Source organism: Flavobacterium rarum (SeqCode), assembly GCF_965234445.1.
Lineage (GTDB): Bacteria > Bacteroidota > Bacteroidia > Flavobacteriales > Flavobacteriaceae > Flavobacterium > Flavobacterium rarum.
This window is the reverse complement of record NZ_OZ248479.1, coordinates 418,441-444,104: the sequence shown is the minus strand read 5'-3', so window position 1 is coordinate 444,104 and position 25,664 is coordinate 418,441. Positions and strand designations below refer to the sequence as shown.

20 protein-coding genes are annotated in these 25,664 nt (G+C 33.4%); 8 read left to right on the top strand and 12 right to left on the bottom strand.

Going from position 1 to position 25,664, the window contains the following annotated elements; all coding sequences use genetic code 11:
• Positions 1–57: 57 nt before the first annotated feature.
• A complete protein-coding gene (locus tag AC8GF4_RS01775) occupies positions 58–414 on the bottom strand; it encodes a hypothetical protein (protein ID WP_506592197.1) in 357 nt (118 codons plus the stop codon).
• 177 nt (positions 415–591) lie between these two features.
• On the opposite strand from AC8GF4_RS01775, the gene AC8GF4_RS01770 reads away from it, so the two are divergent.
• A complete protein-coding gene (locus AC8GF4_RS01770; RefSeq protein ID WP_506592195.1) occupies positions 592–1,092 on the top strand; it encodes a CvpA family protein in 501 nt (166 codons plus the stop codon).
• A 431-nt stretch (positions 1,093–1,523) separates the two neighbouring features.
• Here AC8GF4_RS01770 and AC8GF4_RS01765 read toward each other — a convergent pair whose 3' ends face one another.
• The 8 genes from AC8GF4_RS01765 to AC8GF4_RS01730 all read right to left on the bottom strand — a co-directional run bounded on the left by AC8GF4_RS01765 (position 1,524) and on the right by AC8GF4_RS01730 (position 10,930).
• Positions 1,524–2,273: a tetratricopeptide repeat protein gene (locus tag AC8GF4_RS01765; protein ID WP_506592193.1), complete on the bottom strand. Its 750-nt coding sequence runs from the start codon at positions 2,271–2,273 to the stop codon at positions 1,524–1,526.
• Between the two features lie 58 nt (positions 2,274–2,331).
• On the bottom strand, positions 2,332–4,083 hold the full coding sequence (locus AC8GF4_RS01760; protein WP_506592191.1) for a BatD family protein: 1,752 nt from the start codon (positions 4,081–4,083) through the stop codon (positions 2,332–2,334).
• 235 nt (positions 4,084–4,318) lie between these two features.
• Positions 4,319–5,086 (bottom strand): tetratricopeptide repeat protein, encoded by a 768-nt coding sequence (locus tag AC8GF4_RS01755; RefSeq protein ID WP_506592189.1) that lies wholly within the window; start codon positions 5,084–5,086, stop codon positions 4,319–4,321.
• Positions 5,087–5,151: 65 nt separating this feature from the next.
• Complete coding sequence (locus AC8GF4_RS01750) at positions 5,152–6,186, bottom strand: vWA domain-containing protein (RefSeq protein WP_506592187.1); 1,035 nt, start codon at positions 6,184–6,186, stop codon at positions 5,152–5,154.
• 95 nt (positions 6,187–6,281) lie between these two features.
• Positions 6,282–7,283, bottom strand: a complete 1,002-nt coding sequence (locus AC8GF4_RS01745; protein WP_506592185.1) for a vWA domain-containing protein — start codon at positions 7,281–7,283, stop codon at positions 6,282–6,284.
• Positions 7,283–8,911, bottom strand: coding sequence for a hypothetical protein (locus AC8GF4_RS01740; RefSeq protein ID WP_506592183.1), 1,629 nt, complete (start codon positions 8,909–8,911; stop codon positions 7,283–7,285). Before AC8GF4_RS01740 ends, AC8GF4_RS01745 begins: the two co-directional genes overlap by 1 nt.
• Before the next feature lie 16 nt (positions 8,912–8,927).
• Positions 8,928–9,791, bottom strand: a complete 864-nt coding sequence (locus AC8GF4_RS01735; RefSeq protein ID WP_506592181.1) for a DUF58 domain-containing protein — start codon at positions 9,789–9,791, stop codon at positions 8,928–8,930.
• Positions 9,792–9,925: 134 nt separating this feature from the next.
• Entirely contained in the window at positions 9,926–10,930 is a 1,005-nt protein-coding gene (locus AC8GF4_RS01730; RefSeq protein WP_506592179.1) for an AAA family ATPase, read from the bottom strand.
• Positions 10,931–11,154: 224 nt separating this feature from the next.
• Here AC8GF4_RS01730 and AC8GF4_RS01725 point away from each other — a divergent pair, with 224 nt between their 5' ends.
• Positions 11,155–12,027: an aldo/keto reductase gene (locus AC8GF4_RS01725; RefSeq protein ID WP_506592177.1), complete on the top strand. Its 873-nt coding sequence runs from the start codon at positions 11,155–11,157 to the stop codon at positions 12,025–12,027.
• Between the two features lie 281 nt (positions 12,028–12,308).
• Positions 12,309–13,448: an ATP-binding protein gene (locus tag AC8GF4_RS01720; RefSeq protein ID WP_506592175.1), complete on the top strand. Its 1,140-nt coding sequence runs from the start codon at positions 12,309–12,311 to the stop codon at positions 13,446–13,448.
• 640 nt (positions 13,449–14,088) lie between these two features.
• On the opposite strand, the gene AC8GF4_RS01715 is transcribed toward AC8GF4_RS01720, so the two are convergent.
• From AC8GF4_RS01715 to AC8GF4_RS01705, 3 genes are all read right to left on the bottom strand, one after another.
• On the bottom strand, positions 14,089–14,652 hold the full coding sequence (locus tag AC8GF4_RS01715; protein ID WP_506592173.1) for a 5-formyltetrahydrofolate cyclo-ligase: 564 nt from the start codon (positions 14,650–14,652) through the stop codon (positions 14,089–14,091).
• Entirely contained in the window at positions 14,621–15,883 is a 1,263-nt protein-coding gene (locus tag AC8GF4_RS01710; protein ID WP_506592171.1) for a pyridoxal-dependent decarboxylase, read from the bottom strand. The genes AC8GF4_RS01715 and AC8GF4_RS01710 overlap by 32 nt, the downstream gene beginning before the upstream one ends.
• A 330-nt stretch (positions 15,884–16,213) precedes the next feature.
• Positions 16,214–17,185 carry a succinylglutamate desuccinylase/aspartoacylase family protein gene (locus tag AC8GF4_RS01705; protein WP_506592169.1) on the bottom strand — a complete coding sequence of 324 codons (972 nt, stop codon included), beginning with the start codon at positions 17,183–17,185 and terminating at the stop codon, positions 16,214–16,216.
• Positions 17,186–17,303: 118 nt separating this feature from the next.
• On the opposite strand from AC8GF4_RS01705, the gene AC8GF4_RS01700 reads away from it, so the two are divergent.
• From AC8GF4_RS01700 to hppD, 5 genes are all read left to right on the top strand, one after another.
• Positions 17,304–18,632, top strand: coding sequence for a Fic family protein (locus AC8GF4_RS01700; RefSeq protein ID WP_506592167.1), 1,329 nt, complete (start codon positions 17,304–17,306; stop codon positions 18,630–18,632).
• Between the two features lie 57 nt (positions 18,633–18,689).
• Positions 18,690–20,483, top strand: a complete 1,794-nt coding sequence (gene uvrC, locus AC8GF4_RS01695; protein ID WP_506592165.1) for an excinuclease ABC subunit UvrC — start codon at positions 18,690–18,692, stop codon at positions 20,481–20,483.
• A 10-nt stretch (positions 20,484–20,493) separates the two neighbouring features.
• Positions 20,494–22,689, top strand: a complete 2,196-nt coding sequence (locus AC8GF4_RS01690; protein ID WP_506592163.1) for a patatin-like phospholipase family protein — start codon at positions 20,494–20,496, stop codon at positions 22,687–22,689.
• Positions 22,690–22,931: 242 nt separating this feature from the next.
• Positions 22,932–24,089: a homogentisate 1,2-dioxygenase gene (locus AC8GF4_RS01685; protein ID WP_506592161.1), complete on the top strand. Its 1,158-nt coding sequence runs from the start codon at positions 22,932–22,934 to the stop codon at positions 24,087–24,089.
• Between the two features lie 147 nt (positions 24,090–24,236).
• Positions 24,237–25,397 carry a 4-hydroxyphenylpyruvate dioxygenase gene (hppD, locus tag AC8GF4_RS01680; RefSeq protein WP_506592159.1) on the top strand — a complete coding sequence of 387 codons (1,161 nt, stop codon included), beginning with the start codon at positions 24,237–24,239 and terminating at the stop codon, positions 25,395–25,397.
• Positions 25,398–25,664: the final 267 nt, after the last annotated feature.

The window sequence follows — 25,664 nt, the reverse complement described above, 5'->3', positions numbered from 1 at the left end:
AGTTTTTCTATATATCTGTTTTAAAATCTAAAATCGTTAATCAATAATGGCAAATCATTATTCTAAGACTTCTCTTTCTAAGAAATAATTAACAATGGCTTCTTTCATTAAAACCGATTGTTCTCCTGCTTTCAATGGCGGTAATTCTTCTTTTACTTTATAATGTGGCCAACCCTCTTCGTCAAAAAATTCGAATTCGTAGAATCCGTACGGTTCCAATAATCGGCAAATAGCAATGTGCATTAAATTGAGTTTCTCGTCTTTTTTGTATTCACGATGTACTTTTCCCAATTCCTGTACTCCAATTAAATAAATAATAGCATCCAAATCCAAATCTTCCCCTTGCGAAAATTGATTGGAAAGTATATGGACAAGCTGTTCCCAGCGTTCTTTCAGTTGTGTGTCTCTAGACATTTTAGATTTTAGATTTTAGATTTTAGATTTTAGAATAATTGTTTCGGTAATTTTACCAATCTACAATCCGAACTCTAAAATCTAAAATTATTTCCCGCAAAGATAAGAACTTGAAAATTGACAATGGTTACCGAACAATTCTTTTATCTTTGCTGCTTTAAAATTTAAAATAAAAAAATGAGTTTTTTTGATATTATTATTGGCGGATTCTTGTGTTATTCATTCTATAAAGGAATCAGAAACGGGCTTTTTGTAGAATTGGCTTCTTTGCTTTCGCTAATTTTAGGAATTTACATTGCCATTAAATTTTCATCGGTAGTCAAAGATTTTATATCCGGCTGGTTGCATTGGAATCCTTATACTGTTCAGATATTTGCATTTATTTTGACTTTTATTGTGGTTGTAATTGGGATTTATATGTTGGGGAAAATTTTAACCAACGTTGCAGATTTTGCTTTTTTGGGATGGATAAACAGTCTGGGTGGCGGTTTTTTTAGAGTATTAAAAACCGTTTTAATCATCAGCGTGTTTTTTACTCTATTCGAAAAAATGAATTACCACAACTATCTGGCCAAAAAAGAAACGCTGGATAAATCCTTGTTCTTTAACCCGATTCAAAAAGTAGCGGGGTTTATTTTTCCTTCTATGGAGAAATGGTATGACAAGGCGAGGAAGTAGTGGAAAGTGTTCCGTGCTCAGTGTTTTAGTGATCAGCTTGCCTTTTCTAATGGGCTCTTTAATTAGTTTACAAGTTTAATTTGTAAAACGCGATGGTCCTAATTTCGTCAAGCACCTTTTTCAAAGTTTTGAACTTTGAAAAAGGTTAAGAGTCATTAAGAAGTGGTATGATAAGGCAAGGAAGTAGCGGACAATTATCGGTCTTGTTTATTCTTTTTCAATGAATTTAAATGACAACACTTTTAGCCTATAAAAACTATAGCCCATGGTTTAAACCATGGGCTATAGTTTTTACAAAAGCATTTTGTCTGACATCATAATGTATTCTCGGCTTCAAGAACACTAAATATTGAACCAAACTTAAACGGAATGCTAAAAACAGATAACTGACTACTGTTCTCTATATGTTGACTCCAAGTTTAAACTAACCACTAATTTGACTTCACTTCCTTAATAGCGTTACCATCAATCCAGCCTTCGGTTCCATCGGTTAATTGAATTTTTTTCCAGTTTCCTAATTTTTCTAGTACATAGACTTTGGTTCCTTCGTGAAGTACAAAAGTAGCATTGCTTGCTTTTTGCGGTTCGCTTCTTACTTCAGCAGATTCGACAAAAACAATAGCTGGTTTTTCGTTATCAAAATGACTTTTTTCAAAAAAGGCAGCCGACATACTCATTGCCATAAGCAACAAAACAACGAACATTGCAAAGAAGAAAACTCTTTTTGCGACTACTTTTTGAGAAAAATAATAGACCATAAAACACACTAAGAACAACATTGCAAAGACAATAGTAATCCAAGCCCAAGTTTCGAAAGGATAAATCCCAGTAAAATCGCGAAGTAACTTTGCAAATCCCACTTTTGGAACGACTTTAATTTCGTCAATGGTTTGTTTTTGAGCAAATTTTATATTGTTTAAAACGGCTGTATTGAAAGGATCTAAAACTAAAGCTTTTTCATAATTGTAGATAGCAGGAGCGGTTTGGTTCAACTTAAAATAACTATTCCCCAAATTAAAATACAATTGAACCGATTCTTTGTTGTCATTCAAAACCGATTCGTAGGCTTTAATTGCAAGTTCGTACTTTCCTTTTTGGTACAAATCATTTCCTTTTTCAAAACCCGTTTGAGCAAAGAAAACTTGAGAGAAGAATAATAGTATGTAAAAAATATTTTTCATTTAATTAAATATAAATTGTCAATCGATAATTCTTAAATCTGAAGTCTTAAATCTAAAATTATATCTGTTTTTCTAATTCGGAAATAATAATTACTGCTTTGTCAAAATCTTGTTGAATCGTAGCACTAGAAGATGGTGCGTATCTAGCCACTTCGCAATTTTCGGTTAGTGAAATAAAATCATTTACAATTTCAGGGTTCGCTTTTTTAGACAATAATAATTCTTGAATGTTGTCTTTGCTCATTTCTGAAGTTTCGATATGCAACTTGGCTTTCAAGAAATTGTGCATTGCTTTTTCCAGCGCCACATAAAAAGGTTCTTTGTTGTTGATCTGTTTTTTGGCTTCGCCTAAATATTTCTTCGCCAATTTGTTGTTCATTTTAATTCGGTTTCCAAAAACATCGCTATCAATAGCTTCTTTTTTCTTTTTGAATAAAACGATTAATGGCAGCATTAAAAAAGGTAAAAGCAACAATCCATAGAATTTATTTGAACCAAAAAACACTTCTTTTTTACTGGATACAAGTTCTGTTTTTAAATCAATGAATTTAAACTGTTCTACTTTTTCAATTTTATTTTTTCCAACGTTGGCAGTAGATGTTGTATCGTTATTTTGTGAAGGCCCGTCGAGAACATTAATTTTTATTTCGTTAGAACTGATTGTTTTGTATGAACCAGTACTTAAATCAAAATACGTAAAGCGCATTGGCTTAATAATATAATCGCCTTTGTATTGTGGTATAATAGTATAGGAATCTGAGATTTTACCATTCATTCCAGAAAGTGGCGTATTTACTTTTTCATCATGAACAGCATCATACATTTCTAATGCATTAGGCACTTCTGGTTTTGGCAAAGTAAATAGTTTTAGGTTACCTGTACCTGTAACACTTAAAACAAGATCCAAACTTTCGCCGTTTTTCAAAGTTGTTTTGGACGGAACTGCTTTGAAATCAAATTTACCAACAGCGCCTGTAAAATCAATTGGTTTTCCGGCTTCCGGCAATGCTTTTACTTTGATCGTTTTGGCTCCAGCAGATACTCTCTTATTACCATTAGTAACTATTACACGACCAAACATATCTCTACGATTCGTTGGTAATTGAACTCCAATATCCAAAGAAAGAGGTTCTATTTCTAATTTTCCTGATTTTTGTGGATATAAAACTGTTTTACGCAATACTACATAACGGTATTTTTCACCTTTAAACATGCCTTCTTCGGCTACCAATTGCTTGATGTCAATATTTTGGCTCCAAAAATCATTGTATTTAGGTTTGCTAAGTTCTTTAAAACCACCGTCAAGTCCTATATTGTAACTGAAATACAATTTATAGACTACAGTAATGGGTTGATTAATATAAGGATTGGTGTTTGAAATTTCGGCAACTAAATACAGATTATCATCGGCAGAAATTTGAGAATCATTCGGATCTCTTGGTTGTTCAGTGGCAGCAGTTACATTAATTTTTAAAGGTTGCGTTTTGTAAATCTGCCCATTATACTCAATCATAGCCTGTTTGATAACCAAAGTTCCTTTTTGATTGGGTAATAAAAAATAAGAATAACTCTTTTCAAAAGATGTTTTTCCATTAATCCAAGACTGGCTTACCTGCTGAGATGGCCCAGCAATAATTCTGAACCCATCAAATGAGGGTTGAACAAAATTATCTCCATCAATATTCATTACAAAATCGATACGTAGTCTCTCGTTAAGACCAAGCGTCGTTTTGCTAACTCTTGCCTCAAATTGTACTTGAGCCATTAGTCCTTGAAAACATAATAGGAATAGAATTAAATGCCTTTTCATTACTTATTTTTAATGTTTTTAATTGTTTAAAAGAGTTTAAGGGTTTAAAAGTTCAGTTATTCAAGAATTGAGTTAACAGTTACAACTTTAGTTTGCCTAATTTTTATTATTATAAAAAAATTAGATGATTGACAGTTTATTGTTTTTGTTAAAAAAATAAACTCAACGTTTTTTGAGTTACCAGAACGGATTTAAACAATTTAAACTTTAAACAATTTTAAACCCTTTAATTTAACTACCAATCTTTCTCTGTTTTTACTGGAGATCCCTTTACTTTTTTGGCATTTACTTTATCTTGAACTTTCTTTTCTTCGTTGTTTACGGCATCCAATAGATTTTCGGTACGTTGTTTTGAAATACCGCCTGGTTTTGGTTTAGGTTGCCCTTGATCGTCTTTGGGTTTGTCGTCTTTTTTATCTTTATCACCGTCTTTTTGATCGTCCTTTTTGTCCTTGTCTTTATCCCCGTCTTTTTTGTCGTCCTGTTTCTTATCGTCTTTTTTGTCGTCGTTTTTATCTTTATCCTTGTCTTTGTCCTTATTCTTGTCTTTCTTTTTATCGTCTTTTGGAGGAGGATTGTCTTTTAGCATTTTTTTAGCCAAAGCATAATTATAACGGGTTTCTTCATCTTCAGGATTATTTCGCAAAGCATTTTTATAAGCTTCTACAGCTTGGGTATAATCCTTCTCTTTCATGAAAACATTCCCTAAATTATGGTAGGCTTTGTGTTTTTGAGATCTTGTTTTTAAATTTTTCAATGCATTTGCATAAGCAAATTTAGATTCAGAGAATTGATTTTGTTTGTAAATAGCGTTACCTAAATTATACGAAGCTACTGTTCTGTTTGGAAATTTAGAATGCGAAATTCTATAATTAGCTTCCGATTCCACAAAATTTCCGGCTACAAATTCTTCATTTGCTTTAGGCAAAACTTTGTCTTTCTCTTGGGCATTGGCCACAAAAGTAAAAAGCAGTAGTAGTATGTATAAAATTTTATTTTTCATTTTCATTTAAATGTTCCTTTCAAAGCTTTGGCAACAATTGAGTCGTTTACCCTTATTTTAATACTTTATTTATTCTCGTTAAATAAATTCAATTTTTTAACCCATCTGGTTTTTCTTTCCAAAAAGAAAATATCCATATACAATAATACAAATGCTATTCCCAAAAACCATTGAAACTGCGATTGAAAATCGGCCATTTCGGTAGCTTCAAATTCGGTTTTTTGTATTTTATCCAATGTGTTTTTTATATATTCCAATACTTCCTTGGTATTGTTTCCATTTACATAACCGCCACCTGTAATTTTAGCAATAGTTGTTAGACCCGGCTCATTCAATTTAGTAATCACCACTTCGCCATTGTTGTCTCTTTGGTAACTTTCTACAACACCATTCTTTTTTAAAGGTATTGTTCCTCCTTTTTGAGTACCCAATCCAATGGTGATGATTTTTATTCCCATTTTTTTGGCTTCCTCAGCAGCTGCTTCGGCACCTTCAGAATGATCTTCTCCGTCCGAAATCATTATTAACAATTTGCTGGTCTTACTTTTATCATCAAAATAAGTTCCTGATAACTTTATTGCTTCATCGAGTGATGTTCCTTGAGAAGACACCAATCCGGGTCCCATACTTTGCATGAACATTTTTGCCACTGCATAATCAGTTGTTATGGGAAGTACAGGAAATGCGCTTCCAGCATAGGCTACAATTCCTATTCTATCACTGCCTAATTGATTGATGATTTGAGAAACAATTTGCTTGCTTTTTTCCAAACGACTAGGAGCTACATCTTCTGCAAGCATACTTTTGGATACATCCATTGCAAATACAATGTCAATTCCTTCTCTTTTTACGGTTTCTACTTTGGTTCCAATTTTAGGATTAACGAGTCCGAAAATTAAGGCAGTCAAAGCCAAAAGCATTACAGTCAATTTTAATGCAGGTTTAAAAACAGAGCGTTCTGGACTAAGTCTTTTTAGTAATTCCAAATCTCCAAATTCGCGTTGTTTTTTTCTTTTCCAATATAAATTAATAAGAAAAATAACCACCACAACTGGTAGTATAAAAAGAAGGTATAAATAGATATGTTCGTCTAATTCCATTTAATTTGTGATTTTAGATTGCTGATTGCTGATTTCAGATTTGTTATCACGACTAAATCGCAAATCACAAATATTAAATCTCCAATCAAAAATCTTTATATAAAACTTCTATACACTGTATTTCGCAATCCTAATTCGAATAATATCAAAAATCCAGCGAATAAAACAAAAGGTCTGAATTTTTCATCATAATCATAGAATTTTAATTCTTCGATTTCGGTGGTTTCCAGTTTATTAATTTCGTTATAAATTTGAGCCAATTTGTCGTTACTTGTAGCTCTAAAATATTTCCCTCCTGTTTTTCTAGCAATACTTTGCATTAATTTTTCATCAATCTCCACTTTCATCATTTGAAATAATAATTGGCCATTTGGTCCAATTGCGTATGGAGATTCTGCCATTCCATTAGTTCCAATTCCAATAGTATAAACTTTTATACCGTATTGTTGTGCAATATCTGATGCTGTTTCTGGCTCGATAAATCCAGCATTATTTACTCCATCTGTCAATAAAATAATCACCTTACTTTTGGCTTTGCTATCTTTTAAACGGTTTACAGCTGTAGCCAATCCCATCCCAATTCCAGTTCCATCTTGCAAAACATTGTCATATTTTATACTTTGAATAGCCTCTTGAATAACGGCTTTGTCGCTAGTTACTGGTGTTTTGGTATACGCTTCAGAAGCATATACTACAAGCCCAATTCTGTCATTTGGTCTTTCGTCCACAAAGTTGGCTGCCACTTTTTTCAGCGCTTCCATTCTGTTGGGTTTAAGATCTTTGGCCAACATACTTCCAGAAACGTCTACTGCTACAACTATATCTATTCCTCTCGTCGTTTTGGTTTTGTTACTGACATCAACAGTTCTAGGTCTTGCCATAGCTACAATTAATGAAGACAATGCCAATAAACGGATTATGTTTAATAAGGGTTCTAACTTAGGCAATACAGAATTTGCTCCTTTAAAACCTTTAAGTGAACTAATCTGTAAAGAGGCCGTTGGCTGATCCCTTCTCCAAAATATCAGTCCAATTGCAACCGGAATCAAAAGAAACATCCAAAAAAATTCTGGATTTAAAAACGTTATTTTTTCCATTAGTTACTTGCTGATTTAAGTTCTACCGAATTCAAAATACGTTCGGTTAATTCTGTAGCATAGCGATCTCCTTCTTCGTGGAGAATCATGATTTGTTGCAGTCCTCCTTCTTGTCCGAAAAGTAAGATTTCATAGTAGATTTTTGAACTAGTTTGATTCTCTCCGTCAATTCTTGAAAAAGTTCCGTATCCTTTTTTGCCAGTTACTCCTTTATTGGTTTGGAAATCCTCTTGTTTGACAATCATATTTTGTGCACCTTGAGATTCTAATACTTTCAAAGAACTTTCAATGGATTTGGACAAATCTAATGTTGTTTCTTTTTTATATTTATAAGTTGATACCATTATATAAAAATTGTCCAACAGGCTTCCGTACCCAAAAGATTGCATTTCTTTAATGAGTGCCATTCCGTCTTTTGGCAATGATTTTGTCAAATCAATACGCTTCAAGACTTTTGGAGATTCTATTAGTATTCCAGGGTTTCCATATTCACTTTTTACCCATTCTCCTTCTAATAACTCTTTGGTAGGATGTCCAAATACATTGTCTACTACATAATTATAGCCTTTGGTGGCCATAAAGTAAATTGTTATGGTAGAAACTAAAAGGAAAACAGATAAAACGGCAACGGTAATACGTTGAGTTCTTTTTTTTCTAAGCAAAATTTTAATTTGTTTTTGCTTTTGAGCCTCATTCAAAATGGTATCTTCCTCGATTGGAACTTCAACCGGAATGGCTTCATCTAGCGTTAAAATTGCTTTTTGAATTCTATTTCGATCTTCGGTGATTTCAAATTCTAACGGTTTTGATTTGGCAAATTTTACTAAATCGGCCTGTTTCAAAACAGTAAATAAGTTTTCTATCGTTTCCTGAGAAAGCTTCATTTTCTTTTTTAATGATGCCGCCTTAAGTCCCGCAATCAATTCTGAAGTTGTACTTTCCATCGCTGGAATTTCAATTGCTTCTTCGATATAGTTTCGAGCAATATCGGTCAATTCACTATAATATGCTTTTACCTCACCGTGTTGCCAAAGTTCTTTTTTCTCCAATGTATTAAGTAAACTAGTCGCTTTTTCGATTGGTGTTTTATAAACTTCTTCTTCAATTTTTTTCTTCTGATGTATTTTTATATACCAATAAATAGCAACTCCAATTCCTATAATCAATAAAATTCCCAAAAGATACTTCCACCAATCGCCAAACGAATTTTGTGCTTTTACAATGTCTTTAATGTCATACATCTTTTGTCTTAATGTATCAACTTGAACATTTGCAACTTCAACTTTTATCGAATCGGTTAAAACAACTTTGTTATTAATCAAGATTTTGATACTTGGAATCGTATACTTTCCTGAATCAAATTGAGTTAAGCCATACTTTTTGATTAATTCGTATCTATCGTCTTTTTTGATAGTGTCAATCGGATAGGAATGAATTACTTCTAGTGCTCCAATGTTTTTCAGTTTTGGAAAAACCACTTTAGACAATGTATCTACAGAAGTTTTTAAAGTCAGTTTAAACTCCGCTCCAATTTTATTTTTTGTTGTATCAATACTGGTAACTACTTTTTGCTGTGCAAAAATAGAAGTAGAAATCAGTAGTAAGAATATAAATAATTTTTTAAACATTTATTTTGGGAAATTTTTATCTCGATTTAAAATAGCCTAACAATTTGGTGACATAACTTTCGTCAACTCTTGTGTTTACAACACCTGAACCTGATTTTCTGAAGGTTTCTATAAAATAATCCACATTCTCATGAAAGTATTTCTCATAATTCATCCGTACCAATTTCGAGCTTGTATTGATCAATCTCGTTTCACCTGTTTCTGCATCAAGCATAGATACCATTCCTAAATTGGGCATTTTTTCCTCTCGAACATCATACACGCGAATACCTGTAATATCATGTTTTTTGGAAGCAATCTTTAAAGTTTGCTCATAATCTCCCGACATAAAATCGGAAATAACAAATACAATAGCTTTCTTTTTTTGAGTTCCGGATAAAAATTTCAAAGCTTGAGAAATATCTGTTTTGTAACTCTTGGGATGAAATTCTATCAGTTCCCGAATGATACGCAACACATGTGATCTTCCTTTTTTTGGTGGAATATACAATTCAATTTGGTCTGAAAATAAAATCAAACCTATTTTATCATTGTTTTGAGTGGCGGAAAAAGCCATTGTTGCTGCAATTTCGGTAACAATTTCTTTCTTGAATTGGTTTTTGGAGCCAAAACTTTCTGAGCCCGAAATATCAACCATTAACATCATGGTTAGTTCTCTTTCTTCTTCAAAAACTTTAACATGTGCTTCATTATAACGAGCGGTCACATTCCAATCGATAGCACGAATATCGTCCCCAAATTGGTATTGACGCACTTCACTGAAAGTCATTCCACGCCCCTTGAACGACGTATGGTATTCCCCCGAGAAGATATGATCACTCAATCTTCGGGTTTTAATTTCTATTTTACGTACTTTTTTTAAAAGCTCTTTTGTATCCATTTTTTCGGATTGCAGATTTTAGATTTTAGATTTCAGATTCCGAGTCGCAAAAACAACTAAAAGCTGAATAAATGAACACTTTCCTTAGATTGCAGTTTTTAAATCTAAAATCTGCAATCTAAAATCTAAAATTTTTAAGGTACTTCGATTTCGTTTATGATTTTATTTATGATGTCTACCGATGTAATGTTTTCGGCTTCTGCTTCATAAGTAATTCCAATTCTATGGCGTAAAATATCATGAACTACAGCACGAACATCTTCAGGAATTACATAACCACGCCTTTTGATAAAAGCATAACATTTGGCTGCGGTAGCAAGGTTGATACTTCCACGAGGAGAAGCTCCAAAACTAATTAATGGTTTTAGTTCGGCCAATTTATATTTTTCAGGATAACGAGTAGCGAAAATAATATCAAGGATGTATTTCTCAATTTTTTCATCCATATAGACTTCACGAACAGCCTCTTGAGCACGCAAAATTTGTTCTACTGATACTACAGGATTTACTTTGTCATAACTTCCTTTAAGGTTTTGACGGATAACCAAACGCTCGTCTTCCATTTTAGGGTAATCAATAACTGTTTTTAACATAAAACGATCGACTTGTGCTTCCGGAAGTTGGTACGTTCCTTCTTGCTCAATTGGGTTTTGAGTTGCTAGAACCAAAAATGGTCGGTCTAATTTGAAAGTGGTGTCCCCAATAGTAACTTGTTTTTCCTGCATGGCTTCTAATAAAGCGGATTGCACTTTGGCAGGCGCACGGTTAATCTCATCGGCAAGAACAAAATTAGCAAAAATTGGTCCTTTTTTTATCGAAAATTCATTGGCTTTAATGTTATAAATCATGGTTCCAACAACATCCGCTGGCAATAAATCTGGAGTAAACTGGATTCTACTGAATGACCCTTGTATGGCTTGCGAAAGCGTGTTAATGGCTAATGTTTTTGCCAGTCCTGGAACACCTTCCAATAAAATATGTCCTTGACCCAAAAGTCCAATAAGTAATCTTTCGACCATGTGTTTTTGGCCCACAATAACTTTGTTCATTTCCATGGTAAGAAGGTCTATAAAAGCACTTTCTCTTTCGATTTTTTCATTGATTGCTCTAATGTCTAAAGTCGTTGTATTTTCTTCCATATTTATGTTTTTATAACCTTTTTTTTTTCGTCTTTTATTTGATGGTGCAAATTGAATTTTTTTTTAGAAGTAAGATGTTAAAGAATGGTTAAAACTTCGACCAATCCCCTAATTTTAAGGTTGAATTATGATACTATTTGTCTATTTTTAAGAACTAAAAAAAATAAACTTTAAAACAACAGATTTAACCTCGAAATTTAAGGGGGGCAAAAAATATAAAACCGATGAGTAAAATACCTTTTTCAAAAATAATTGCTGGAACTATGACTTGGGGAGTTTGGGGTAAAAACTGCACTAGTAAAGAAATGATTGAATTGATGAATTCTTGTCTCGAAAGTGGTATTACTACTTTTGATCATGCCGATATTTATGGCGGATATACCACAGAATCAGATTTTGGAAATGCTTTTGGCGAAAGCAAAATTGACAGACAAAGCATTCAATTAATTTCTAAATGTGGCATACAAATGGTCACTGAAAACAGAAGCAATTCTGTTAAACATTACGCCTACTCTAAAGACTATATTGTTTGGTCTGCAGAACAATCTTTACGGCATTTAAAAACGGATTATTTGGATCTTTTGCTTTTGCATCGACCGAGTCCATTAATGCAAGCAGATGAAATTTCAGAAGCGGTTGAAAAGTTAAAAATAGATGGGAAAATTTTAGATTTTGGGGTTTCAAATTTTACGCCAAGTCAAAGCAATTTGATTGAGACAAAGACCAAAATAAATTACAACCAAATCGAATTTTCAATTACAAACCTTGAACCAATGCTAGACGGGAGTTTAGACCACATGACATCCAATCGAATCACCCCGATGTGTTGGTCCCCACTTGGAACGGTTTTTAGAAAAAACAATGAGCAATCGGAACGAATTAAAAAAGTTACCAATGAACTTTCGTCCAAATACAACGTGACTGATGATATTATTTTGCTGGCTTGGATATTGAAACATCCATCTGGAATTTTGCCTGTTTGTGGTACATCCGACAAAAATAGAATTGCCAATTTGATGCAAGCTACTACTATTGAAATGGAATTACAAGATTGGTTTGCACTTTGGACAGCCAGTACTGGGAATGAAGTGCCTTAGGAATTTAAGATTTAAGATTAGCGATTTTAGATTTAAGAAATTATTAGAATCGTAAAATCCACAATCTTTGTATTTATTAACTCAAAATCTAAAGTCTAAAATTGTTATCAAAAGCTGAAAGAGTAAACTGGCGAATCAATCACTTTCAAACATCTTTAAAATTTAAAAATTATTGACTTTGTCAAAACAAAAGTGATTCGTTTTAATTTTATAAAAGCCTAAATAGTCTTTTAATTTCATGCTAATATTTCTGAAATCTAAAATCGCTAATCTCAAATCAAATGATCAACAAGCGTATTCTTATCAAGAATTTACTGGCTCACAATGATGAAAGTAGTTTCTATGATAAAAAGCGACAATTGAATTTGCATAGTAGGGAAGGGAAAGCAAAGTTTCTAAAACATATTTGTGCTTTGTCCAATTCCAACCCCACTAATAATTCGTATATTGTTGTTGGTGTTGAAGATGAAAACAATACAATTGTTGGGGACGATTTTTTTGATGATAGTAGGATTCAGAATTTAGTGAATGCTTTTCTTGAAAATCCGCCTAAAATTCAATATGAAAATGTGCCTTTCCCCAATTTACCAAAGGACAAAGTAATTGGATTGGTGACCATAAAACCTAAAAGCAAAACATCTTATTTCAAAAAAGGAATTCATACTATTGTTGCCAACAGTATTTTTATTCGTCGTGGAAGTAACACGATGCCTGTCGAAGGTGAAGTTGAGAAAAATTATCAGAACACTGAAACGGTTATTGGAATCGAAAATAATTCGAGAAACAGTATTGAATATACCCTTGATGGTGTTATTGACTTTATGAATTTTCGACATAAAGACATGGCTCCCAAATACAAAGTTTTTAAAGAATTATTTGTGATTTGTTGGGCTGGAATTCCAAAAAAATCAAGAGACAAAACCTATTTATCCAGAGTAGATATTGAGTTAATAAACGAACAAATCAAGCTGTTTTATTCGGCTCAAGATGTAGTTGAAATCACCTTTGACGAAGATAGTTTTACGATTGTCGAATATGTACCTTTGGGCTTGAATGACAGAACGAGTTATTATTCATTGGAACAGCAAACGATTCATTTTCATGACAATGGATATTACAAAATTGATCGTAAAATACTTTTTGAGCCACCAGAATTCAATAGAAAAATGTTGTATCACATATACAATTCCAATATTTCTTTGCTAAACAAAATCCAGAAAGGGATTGCATTATCAGATCGAGAATACAAAGATTTGGAGAATTTACCTTCTACTTTTATGATTTGTTACTTGAATGGTTTTGACGAGGCCAAACAAAAATTAATTGATGCTAAACCGTTATTAAAACAATTTGCACAAGTTTATTTGTCGTTTAAAGAAGCGTTACGCATTTTGAGAAAAATGAAATATGACGTTCAATAAAAAATTTGTTGCTTTAATTGAATAACCCTGTAATCCAAATTACAACATCATTAATAATTTGACAAACAAATCCAGTCATTAACAATATTAAGGTGAGGAGTGCATTCATTTTAATAATTTTTTGTAAAATTAAATCAATTCCTTGTAAGAAACAATCACGGAAAACAGTGATTTTTTTCAACCTCAAAAGTACTTAAAAATACTACACTTCGCTTGTCAAAATATTGAATTTCAACGGATATAAATCGCTTTTCGACGAGTTTATTCTTAATAAAATCTTAAATATTGATTTTAGTGCTGTTTCATTTTAATTAAAATAACTGCTCTATGCTTTTTATTGTTTTAAACAGTAGCGAAAAAGAAGATCTTTAGCATGGAGATGTGTGAGTTTTGGAGCAAGCACCATATCACTCGTGACAGCCCTACCTTTAGAGAAAAGGGGCTAATAAACAGAGCCTGTTGAAACTTTTGAATTACGTTCTGGAAGTTTGCTCCTTTGTAGTAGCCAGTGTCACTACTATTTCTGTACTAAAACAAGGAGATTTTTGAAAAATATTTTTTTTTAATAAAAACCAATCAGAGAAATTAATATTCAACACTTAATTAATGCTTTAATGGTTTTTAATTTTTGCTTCGAATTCTAAAACGCAAAAACCTCATTTGGTGTCACACAATAATCCAACAATACATCACTCTCAAAAAAATCTGAAATTTGTGCTTCGGGTGCAAAGAACGAAAGGCCAATTTTAATGGTTTCGGGTTTGCATCCTGCTAAGAATTTATCATAAAACCCTTTACCGTAACCCACTCGGTTTCCGGTTTTGTCAAAAGCCAAAAGTGGCACAAAAACAACATCAATTTTTGTAGCAGGAACTTCTAGACCATCAACAGGTTCGGGAATGTTGTACTCGTTTTTCTTTATTCTCGTATTGTCCGTCAAAAGAAAATGAGTCATTTCTCTAGTTTTAAAATCACTTTTCGAAATCACGATTTCTTTGTCTTTCCCAGCTAGGAGATGCAGTATAAATTCGGTATTGACTTCCTTTTGCTCTTCAATAGGTAAAAAAACATGGAAATACGTTTTCTCCCAAATTGGAAGTTTAATTATTTCATTGGCAATAGCCAAGCTTTTTTCTTCAATTTCAGTAGCAGTTAGATTTTGTCTTGCCGCTTTATACTTCTGCCTTAATTCCTTTTTCAACATAAAGTGATTCTTTTAGATCGGTGATAAAAGTACTCAAATGATCTACTTCTACATGATCCATAATCACAATTTTATACCATAAATTATCGTCATTGTATTTTTGGGGAACCAAATCAAATTTTTTGACCAACGATTCATTAATAAATTGAGACTGAATCGTCACAATATTCATAAACGGTTCTCTAAAATAGGCCACTTTCAATTCGTCCAATTGATCACAGAGCCACTGTGTTCTCATTTGCAGTACACGCACTTTTTCACACCAGCCAAAAGGCCCGTAGGTGAATAAAATCATCCAAACTGCCACAGCATTAGACCCAGACCTACTACCGCAAAGTGTTAAATCCATTCCTTCCACATACTCGGCTTCTTTGGTCAATACATTTTCTATCAAACCTTTTCGACATAGAAATATCCCAGTACCATAAGGCGCTTGAAGCATTTTATGGGCATCTATTGTTATGGAACTGATTTTAGGATTTTCAAAATTAAGCTCACTTTCTTTGTTGCTAAACGGATATATGAATCCCCCGTAAGCACCATCAATATGAATTTTGTATTCCAAATGGTGTTTCTCTAATAGTTGAATATAATCATTAGGATCATCAATTGCACCAAACATAGTTGTTCCCATATTGGAGACGATTATAAAATATTTTTTGCCTTTTTTTTTGGCTTTAATAATGATGTTTTCCAATTGGAAAGTATCAATTTCTCGAGTATAAAAATCAACTGGAATTTTCAGCCAATCCAGCATCAATAAATTGGCTGCTTTTGGGATAGAGTAATGAGTATCTTCGGAGGCAAGTATGGCAATTTCTTGTTGATTTGCCCCAAGTTTGTAATTGAAATAATTGCGATACATCCAAATGGCTTGGATATTGGCTTCTGTCCCTCCAGGAGAAATATAACCATCATAGGTTTTGGGTTGTGCCTTAAAAATATCTACAGCAAGTACATCCAAAACTTCGCGTTCCATTTCTTGTGTCCCCTTAAATGCTTTTTCTGAAGTACCCAATGTATGACAGCCAATGTGGTTTGGGTTGGCTACATAGGTTTTTAAAGTGGGGGCATCTTTCAAGAACGAGGCTTCCTCATTATATACTTTACTGTCTAGTTTTGAAGCGGGGTATCCCAATGAAGTATCCAAAGTAAAATTTACATTCTCTTCTAATGCCTTTTCAATACGGGCTTTTCTCTCTTTTTGAGACATTTTTTTCCAATACAACATAATCTCTATATTTTATTCAAAAATAAGAGAATGGAAAGGATCAAAATATGACAATTGTTAGGTTTGTAACTATTCAGCTTTTTCTAAATTAACGTCAAATTAAAAAAGAAAAAGACACCCCCGAAAGCTTTCGGGGTTCACTAATTTACACGAAAACACAGTCCTTATAATTACACAAATTTTCAAGAACTGATAATTTTCGTGGCTCGAGCGAAGCGAATAGACGAAGTAAATTAATTTTTAAAATTGAATATAATTAGTGCTAATTAGTGAACCCCGAAAGCTTTCGGGGGTGTCTACTTTTAATTAGGCTGAATAGTTACTTAGGTTTTATTCGTCTTCGGTAGTATTCGAAAGATGATAAATGGCATCTCCTTGATACACAATTGGAGAGTGATTTGCATTGAGCACATAACCGTCATTTGGCGCTTTAATTTTTCGTTCAAATTTCCCAAAAGGATCCGTAATCATTCCCAGAAGAGTCCCCTTTTTTACAAACTGTCCAACCAAGTTATTATCAATCAATAATCCCGAACATTTGGCTCTTAACCATCCTGATTTTTCAATGTATATGGTTGCTTTTTTTTGCAAAGGAACATCGTGTTTGGTGTCAAGCATTCCTAAAAAGTTCAAAAGCCGTTTGACACCATTGATGCCTTCTTGAGCTACATCATGATTAATATCCAAAGATTTTCCGCCTTCAAACAAAAGCATTTTTACTTTTAATTTTTCACTGGAACTTCTAAAAGAACCTGGTATGTTTTTGGAGAACAAGGTAAAAGGAGCGTGAAATGCTTCGGCTAACACTTTTACTTCAGGATTATTTGGGGTAAGCCTAATTTGAGGAGCATTAAAACGGCTAGCACCTCCAGCATGAAAATCTACTGCATAATCCACAAGTGGCATGATGTCGGTAATGATGTGATAAGCAAAACGACTGGCCAATGATCCTTTTCGGCTTCCAGGAAATACTCTATTCAAATCCCTTCCGTCTGGAAAATCCCGAGATCGATTAATAAACCCGTATATATTAATAATCGGAATACAAATGATAGTCCCTTTTTTGGGTTTGTTTATTTTTTTACTAATGAGTTGCCTCACTATTTCGATACCATTAAATTCATCTCCATGAATTCCTCCCGAAAAGAGCACTACTGGGCCCTCAACTTTGGAACGTTTCACAATAATTGGTATCGTTAATTTGGTTGTAGAGTGCAGACGAGCAATCTCTAGTTGGATGGTTTTACTTTCGCCAGGCAAAACAGTTTCGCCAAAAATAACTAATGGTTTATAATCTTTCATGGTTTAAAAATAAAAGCTAAATATAGAAATTATTTTTTTGGTATTAAAAGTCTGAACTTGTTTTACGCTTTAGAAAAATGTTATTTGTAAATTTGTTGAAAGCAAAACGATAATTACAATGGAAAACAGCATTAAAGCTTTAGAACTTAAAACACAATTAGATAATCTACGTCCTATTGATAGAGAGAAAGAAGCAAGAATCATGCAAAAATTCCGTTTGAACTGGAATTATCACTCCAATCATTTAGAAGGGAATTCGCTTACTTACGGAGAAACCAAAGCATTGATTTTATTTGGAATAACTGCCCAAGGAAAACCATTACAAGATCATTTTGAGATTACGGGGCATAATGAAGCCATCAATTGGGTGATTGATGTTGTAAAAGGCGATTATCCATTGAATGAAAATTTCATTAGAGAATTGCATACGCTTTTGCTAAAAGCGCCTTACGAAGTAGATGCCATTACTCCTGATGGACAACCCACAAAAAAACGAATAAATGTATGCAGTTATAAAACCTCTCCCAATCATGTAAAAACAAAAACGGGGGAGATATTTTATTTTGCCACACCCGAAGAAACGCCTTCTAAAATGTCCGATTTGATGAATTGGTACAGAGAAAAAATTGAACAGGAAGACGTAAATCCGATTTTTCTAGCAGCTGAGTTTCATTATAAATTTATTAGGATTCATCCTTTTGATGACGGAAACGGCAGAACGGCCAGAATACTGATGAATTTTATTTTGATGAAATTCGATTTTCCACCAGTTATTATAAAAACAGAAGACAAAGCCAATTATTTTGCAGCTTTACAATTGGCTGATGCTGGAAACATTGAAGCTTTTATTGATTATATAAGTCAAAATCTAGTCCGTTCACTCGAAATTATGACTGCTGGAGCCAAAGGAGAAAGTATTGAGGAAGAGGATGATTTGGATAAAGAGATTGCATTGTTGGAGCAGAGAATTAAATTTTCAGTAGAGAAAACAGAAATTATAAGGAGTAAAGAAACAATAAAGAATATTTATGATCACTCAATAAAAAGATTATATGAAAAATTCGTAGAAAGTGGTAAAAAATTTGAAGCCTTTTATAATTTTAGTGAAGTAAATTTTTCTTTTAATAATCTTGATTCAAAAAGAAATAGTTTACCTCAAGAAAATGATATAATTGACGAAAACAGTAGAGACATTAATTTCAAATATTCTTTTAAATTTTTCAATAAAGGTGATTATGATAGATTTAATAACATGAGTTTATTGTATATTAAATTTGAAACAAATAAATATACGATTTTTGGTAGCGGTATTATTTCAATAGATAAGATTTGCAAAAATTATTCGGAAAAGTTAACAGATGAAGAAATTAGTAAAATAATGACATCCGTTTCTCAAAGCCACCTTAAATTCATTGAACAAAAAATAGCCGAAAAAGAAAACAAATAATCTTAAAAATTTTTGTTAATCTTTGCGTCTTCTTCGTGAACCTTCGTGTAATAAAAAATGAACAACCCAAATTTAGCCCTTCAAATACAAACCCTGCCTGATGGACCCGGTGTATATCAATATTACGATAAGGAAGGGAAGATTTTGTATGTGGGAAAAGCCAAGAATCTAAAAAAAAGAGTCTCATCTTATTTTAATAAAGTTCATGATGCCGCCAAAACCAATGTCCTAGTAAAGAAAATTGTAACGATAAAGCACATTGTTGTTCCTACCGAAACCGATGCGCTTTTGTTGGAAAACAATCTTATAAAAACACTTATGCCGCGATACAATGTTTTGTTGCGGGATGACAAAAGTTACCCTTGGATTTGTATAAAAAAAGAACCTTTTTCACGAATATTTACCACCCGTAGAATAGTGAAAGATGGTTCTGAATATTTTGGTCCATATACCAGTTTCAAAACCGTTCATACCATTCTCGACTTGATAAAAGAATTGTACCCGTTACGAACTTGTAATTATGATTTAAGTAAATCGAATATCGATAGTGGAAAATTTAAAGTTTGCTTAGAATACCATATCGGTAATTGCAAAGGACCTTGCGAAGGTCATGAAACATTAGAAAATTACCAAAAACAAGTTGATGCAATACGAGAAATTCTAAAAGGAAATTTCAAAGAAAGTATGAAAGATTTTAAACGTCTGATGACTAGTTTGGCTCAAGACATGCATTTTGAAGAAGCACAAAAAATAAAAGAAAAAATAGAAGTTTTAGAGAATTACCAGTCGCGTTCTACCATTGTAAATCCAAAGATTACCAATATTGATGTTTTCTCAATTGTATCTGATGAAAGTGCTGCTTTTGTCAACTTTTTGCAAATTTCTCATGGTTCCATCATTCGATCGCACACGATGGAAATTAAAAAAAAGCTCGAAGAATCAGACGAAGAGTTACTGGAACTAGCAATTATCGAATTGCGAGAGCGTTTTCAATTATTGTCAAAGGAAGTAATTGTCCCTTTTGAAGTCGATTTGGGAGAGCAAATAAAAATTACTGTTCCTCAATTGGGAGACAAAAAACAAATTCTTGATTTGTCCATTCGAAATGCCAAGTTTTATAGAATAGAACAACTCAAACAACTGCAAATTGTAGATCCAGATCGCCACACCAATAGAATAATGGCGCAGATGAAAAGTGATTTACGATTACCCGTAGAACCCAGACATATTGAGTGTTTTGATAATTCAAATATTCAGGGAACCAATCCCGTTGCTGCTTGTGTGGTCTTTAAAGATGGAAAAGCAAGCAAAAAGGATTACAGGCATTTTAATATAAAAACGGTAGTCGGTCCAGATGATTTTGCCTCAATGGAAGAAATTGTTTATCGCCGTTACAAAAGACTATTGGATGAAAATGAGCCATTACCCAATTTAATTATCATTGATGGTGGTAAAGGACAACTATCATCGGCTTTGAAAAGCATAGATGCATTAGAATTAAGAGGAAAAATAGCCATTATAGGAATTGCAAAACGTCTCGAAGAATTGTTTTATCCCGGAGATTCTATTCCATTATATCTGGATAAAAAGTCGGAAACATTGAAAGTCATTCAGCAATTACGTAACGAAGCACACCGATTTGGTATTACTTTTCACCGTGACAAAAGAAGTAAAGCAGCGCTGAATTCTTCTATTGAAAGTATTCCTGGAATTGGAGAAAAAACGATGCTTACATTAATTCAACATTTCAAAAGTGTTAAAAGATTGAAACTGGCTACAGAAAAAGAAATTTCCGACGTTATAGGTATGTCAAAAGCCAAAAAAATTACCGACTTTTACAAAACAAAGTAATTTGCCCCTTATGTATAGAGTATTGCTTTTTATCTTTTTGTTTTTTACTTGTTTGAATTCATTTTCGCAAAACATTGTAAAAAAACCCAAAATTGGACTGGTACTTAGTGGAGGCGGTGCCAAAGGGTTTGCCCATATAGGTGTTTTAAATGTATTGGAAGATGCTGGTGTAAAAATTGATTATATTGGCGGAACCAGTATGGGTGCAGTAATAGGTGGTCTTTATGCCATTGGATACAGTGCAAAACAAATTGATTCCATAATCAATGTAACCAATTTTAGTAATGTTATAAACGATTTTATACCGAGATCATCCAAGAATTTTTATGAAAAAAGAAATGACGAGTTATACGCCTTAATCCTTCCGTTCAATAAATTTAGTATTGGTACACCAGAGGCCTTGTCAAAAGGAATGTATAATTTTAATCTCTTGAGTCGTTTGACCTTGCCAGTACGGCATGTTCGGGATTTTAGTAAGCTTCCAATTCCTTTTTTGTGTATTGGAACCAATATTGCCTTGGGGGAACAGGTCGTTTTTGACAAAGGTATTTTTGCGCAAACCATCACGGGAAGTTCTTCTTTGCCTTCTGTATTTGCACCAGTTATGATTGATAACAACCTTATTATTGATGGAGGTGTACTAAACAATTACCCCATAGAAGAAGTTCGAAAAATGGGCGCCGATATCATAATAGGTGTCGATGTTCAGTCTGGACTGTTGAATAAAGACGAGTTAAGAAGTGCTTCTAGAATTTTCTTTCAAATTACTAATTTACAAATGGTTGAAAAGATGAAAGTAAACGCCAATTTAACCGAAATTTATATCAAACCCGATGTGAAAAATTACGGCGTGGTTAGTTTTGACAAAGCTACAGAAATTATCAAAAAAGGAGAGGATGCTACTTTTGCTGTATATGAAAAAATCGATTTGTTGGTTGACAAAACGAATCCCTACCACAAACCAAAATTAAAAATTGAATCTGATAGTTTGAATATAATTGATATTAAAGTCAATGAATTAGAAAATTTTTCTAGAGATTACGTAATTGGAAAATTAAATTTCTTACCGGGGGCAAAAATAAGTTTTAAAGATTTGGAAACAGGAATAAACAACCTTAATGCTACTCAAAATTTTAGTGCCGTAAGTTATTATTTTGATAAGAATGGAGAATACGATGATTTGGTTCTTACCTTAACAGAAAGTCCTATAAAAACAAATTTAAAATTCGGTTTGCATTATGATGGTTTGTACAAAAGTGCCATTTTGGTCAACATTACCAATAAAAAAACATTTTTTAAAAATGATTTTTTATCAGCTGATTTGGTTTTGGGAGATAATGTAAGGTATTATTTTGATTACTATATTGACAACGGATTTCAATTGAGTTTTGGTTTTAAATCTTTTTTGAGTCAATTTAACAAAAACATCCCTGCTAGCGTAATTACTTATGCTAAAGAAGCTTCAAATTCTATCAACGTTGATTATGTAGATTTGTCCAATCAATTGTACATACAATCGGTATTTGCACAAAAATTTCTTGTTGGTGTGGGAGTAGAATTTCAATATCTCAATATTACCTCCGAAACACTGGAATTGAATTCGACTATTACAAAAAATAACTATTCTAGTGTTTTTGGTTATTTAAAATACGATAGTTACGATAATAAATACTTTCCTAAAAAAGGTTGGTATTTTTCTGGAAATCCTCAATTTTATATGTTCTCGTCAGAGGGTAAAGACAAATTTGAGCCTTTTTCTATAGTTCGCGCAGAGGCTGGTATTGCCAAATCCTTTTTCAAAAATACCACAATCAAAATTCAAGCAGAAGCTGGTGCATCAATAGGGGATAAAAGTTTGCCTTATTTTGATTTTATGCTTGGAGGGTATGGCTTTAACAACACCAATAATTTTAAATATTTTTATGGGTATGATTATTTGAGTATTGCTGCAAATAGCTATTTGGAAACCACAATAACTTTAGATTATGAAGTATTCAAAAAAAATCATCTCAACTTCTCTGCAAATTATGCCAATTTAGAGGATAACTTATACGACTCCTTAAAATGGATTTCTTTACCCAAGTATTCTGGTTATGCTCTTGGTTATGGTTTGGAAACCATTATCGGTCCATGTGAAGTAAAGTATTCTTGGTCACCGGAAACCTCAAATTCCTACCTTTGGTTTTCTGTTGGATTTATTTTTTAATTTTTGTTTTTTATCGATTAAAATTACGACATTTGTAATTATGAAAACAAATTGGACCGGTTTATTAGAGTATCTTCAATTCTTAATCAAAAGAAATCCAGAGTGATTCTTTGCGTTTGGTAATCTTTTTGCAGGTTCAAAGAATTTGATGCTTTATGATAATTATCGAAGCAGTTGCTTTTTAAAAGCAATTTTTTGACACTGCATTTTTAATGAATTGTTTATTATCTAATCTAATTGTTATGCCAATATACCACAAACTAGGAAACATTCCTCCTAAAAGACACACCCAATTCGAAAACCCAAAAGGTGGACTGTATTACGAGCAACTTTTTGGTACCGAAGGTTTTCACGGGCATTCTTCTTTGTCCTATCACATTCACAGACCGACTCAGATCAAAGAAATACTAAAATCGTATTCTGTTGAACCCAAAATTGCAATTGGGAAAAATATAAAATCATTGTTGCTAAAGGGGTTTGAATTGAAACCCGAAGATGATTTTTTGGACAGTCGTAAACCCATGTTGGTCAATAAAGATTGTACTATTGGGCTGGCAGCACCTAGAAAATCATTGACCACTTATTTCTACAAGAATGCCGATGCCGATGAGATGCTATTCATTCACAAAGGCAAAGGAAAACTCCGTACGATGTTGGGAAATATTCCTTTCGAGTATGGTGATTATTTGATCATTCCACGTGGTATTATTTATCAAATCGAGTTTGAAACCGAAGACAATCGCTTGTTTTATGTAGAGTCATTTGCTCCATTTTATACTCCAAAAAGATATAAAAATGATTCTGGACAACACTTGGAACATTCGCCTTTTTGTGAGCGTGATTTTATCCTTCCAACCGAATTAGAATCGCATGACGAAAAAGGAGACTTCGTTATCAAAATGAAAAAAGAAGGAATGATGCACGAAGTGGTTTATGCTACACACCCTTTTGACGTAGTGGGTTGGGACGGCTACAATTTTCCGTACGGTTTCAGCATTCACAATTTCGAACCTATTACAGGGCGTGTGCATTTGCCACCTCCTATTCACCAAACTTTCGAAACTAGCACTTTTGTGGTCTGTTCTTTCGTGCCAAGACTGTACGATTACCATCCAAAAGCCATTCCGGCACCTTACAATCATAGTAATATTGACAGCGACGAAGTGCTGTATTATGTTGATGGCGATTTCATGAGCCGTAACAATATCGAGCAAGGACACATCACACTCCACCCAAAAGGAATTCCACACGGCCCAGCTCCTGGCGCTATGGAACGCAGTATCGGACACAAAGAAACGCAGGAATTGGCCGTAATGATCGACACTTTCCGCCCGCTTATGGTAACCGAAGAAGCAATAGGAATAGACGATGGACAGTATTATAAATCTTGGGTAGACTAATTAGGAGCTATTTCCTGCTGTTCACTGTATCTTTTTCTTTTTAAAGAAAAAAGAAAAAGGATGCCGTTTCCATCAGGGCTAGGGCTTTAAAACAATCAACAACATTTTCGGAAATCACAAAAATCCGAATCATAAAAAATAAATACAATGGCAAAAGAAGTAAAATCAGTAGAATACGGATTAGAGAAGATATTTGAGGGAGCACAAGATTTCCTTCCATTACTAGGAACCGATTATGTCGAATTCTACGTAGGCAACGCAAAACAATCGGCACATTATTACAAAACCGCTTTTGGGTATCAATCATTGGCGTATGCTGGATTGGAAACAGGCGTAAAAGACAGAACGTCTTATGTGTTGAAACAAGACAAAATAAGAATCGTTTTAACCACACCCTTAACGCAAGATTCGCCACTACACGACCATTTAAAAAAACACGGTGACGGAGTAAAAGTTGCCGCACTTTGGGTAGAAGATGCCAGAAGTGCTTATGAAGAAACGATGAAGCGTGGTGCTCGTTCCTTTATGGAGCCAACGGTAGAGAAAGATGAATTTGGCGAAGTAGTTCGCTCTGGAATTTATACCTATGGCGAAACTGTGCATATTTTTGTAGAACGAAAAAACTATAATGGTATTTTCTTGCCAGGCTACAAAGAATGGAAATCAGATTACAATCCAGAACCAACAGGTCTAAAATATATTGACCACATGGTAGGAAATGTGGGTTGGAATGAAATGAATACTTGGGTGAAGTTCTACGAAGACGTAATGGGATTTGTCAATTTCCTATCTTTTGATGACAAGCAAATCAACACCGAATATTCGGCTTTGATGAGTAAAGTGATGTCAAACGGAAACGGAAGAATTAAATTCCCAATCAACGAACCAGCCGAAGGAAAGAAAAAATCTCAAATCGAAGAGTATTTAGATTTCTATGGTGGACCCGGAATTCAGCACATCGCTATTGCAACTGATGATATTATAAAGACAGTTTCGCAATTAAAAGCAAGAGGCGTAGAGTTTTTATCGGCACCACCACATACCTATTACCAAGCTATTCCAGAACGATTGGGAGTACACATGGATATGATGAAAGAAGATTTGGCAGAAATAGAAAAACTGGCCATTATGGTAGATGCCGATGAAGATGGTTATTTGTTGCAAATTTTTACCAAACCGGTTCAAGATCGTCCTACTCTCTTTTTTGAAATTATTCAAAGAATGGGAGCCAAAGGATTTGGTGCTGGTAACTTTAAAGCGCTGTTTGAGTCTATTGAACGGGAACAGCAATTGCGAGGTACATTATAATATTTTGATATTTTTACATTATCAATAAAAATAATAGTTAAGTAACCCTTAAAATTGCAAATGTTGTGTTAAACTTGACTTTTCGCTAAGAAAACCTTGATTTATACAATACCTTTGCACTCGCAAATCAGGAAGGGGTGGTTTCCTTCTTAGTTTCATATAAATTTTCATAATTTATAGTTTTTTGGTTAGTTAATAGCATAAAAACTCAGTCATTAATTTGACTGAGTTTTTTTGTTTTAATACATTTGAAGTTATTTTAAAAAA

Coding starts and splice junctions, on each gene's coding strand:
- AC8GF4_RS01770 (WP_506592195.1), top strand. CDS start 592: ATGAGTTTTTTTGATATTATTATTGGCGGATTCTTGTGTTATTCATTC.
- AC8GF4_RS01740 (WP_506592183.1), bottom strand. CDS start 8,911: ATGTTTAAAAAATTATTTATATTCTTACTACTGATTTCTACTTCTATT.
- AC8GF4_RS01730 (WP_506592179.1), bottom strand. CDS start 10,930: ATGGAAGAAAATACAACGACTTTAGACATTAGAGCAATCAATGAAAAA.
- AC8GF4_RS01745 (WP_506592185.1), bottom strand. CDS start 7,283: ATGGAAAAAATAACGTTTTTAAATCCAGAATTTTTTTGGATGTTTCTT.
- AC8GF4_RS01755 (WP_506592189.1), bottom strand. CDS start 5,086: ATGAAAAATAAAATTTTATACATACTACTACTGCTTTTTACTTTTGTG.
- AC8GF4_RS01690 (WP_506592163.1), top strand. CDS start 20,494: ATGTATAGAGTATTGCTTTTTATCTTTTTGTTTTTTACTTGTTTGAAT.
- AC8GF4_RS01775 (WP_506592197.1), bottom strand. CDS start 414: ATGTCTAGAGACACACAACTGAAAGAACGCTGGGAACAGCTTGTCCAT.
- AC8GF4_RS01760 (WP_506592191.1), bottom strand. CDS start 4,083: ATGAAAAGGCATTTAATTCTATTCCTATTATGTTTTCAAGGACTAATG.
- AC8GF4_RS01710 (WP_506592171.1), bottom strand. CDS start 15,883: ATGTTGTATTGGAAAAAAATGTCTCAAAAAGAGAGAAAAGCCCGTATT.
- AC8GF4_RS01720 (WP_506592175.1), top strand. CDS start 12,309: ATGATCAACAAGCGTATTCTTATCAAGAATTTACTGGCTCACAATGAT.
- AC8GF4_RS01725 (WP_506592177.1), top strand. CDS start 11,155: ATGAGTAAAATACCTTTTTCAAAAATAATTGCTGGAACTATGACTTGG.
- uvrC (WP_506592165.1), top strand. CDS start 18,690: ATGAACAACCCAAATTTAGCCCTTCAAATACAAACCCTGCCTGATGGA.
- AC8GF4_RS01685 (WP_506592161.1), top strand. CDS start 22,932: ATGCCAATATACCACAAACTAGGAAACATTCCTCCTAAAAGACACACC.
- AC8GF4_RS01765 (WP_506592193.1), bottom strand. CDS start 2,273: ATGAAAAATATTTTTTACATACTATTATTCTTCTCTCAAGTTTTCTTT.
- AC8GF4_RS01715 (WP_506592173.1), bottom strand. CDS start 14,652: ATGTTGAAAAAGGAATTAAGGCAGAAGTATAAAGCGGCAAGACAAAAT.
- AC8GF4_RS01700 (WP_506592167.1), top strand. CDS start 17,304: ATGGAAAACAGCATTAAAGCTTTAGAACTTAAAACACAATTAGATAAT.
- AC8GF4_RS01750 (WP_506592187.1), bottom strand. CDS start 6,186: ATGGAATTAGACGAACATATCTATTTATACCTTCTTTTTATACTACCA.
- AC8GF4_RS01735 (WP_506592181.1), bottom strand. CDS start 9,791: ATGGATACAAAAGAGCTTTTAAAAAAAGTACGTAAAATAGAAATTAAA.
- hppD (WP_506592159.1), top strand. CDS start 24,237: ATGGCAAAAGAAGTAAAATCAGTAGAATACGGATTAGAGAAGATATTT.
- AC8GF4_RS01705 (WP_506592169.1), bottom strand. CDS start 17,185: ATGAAAGATTATAAACCATTAGTTATTTTTGGCGAAACTGTTTTGCCT.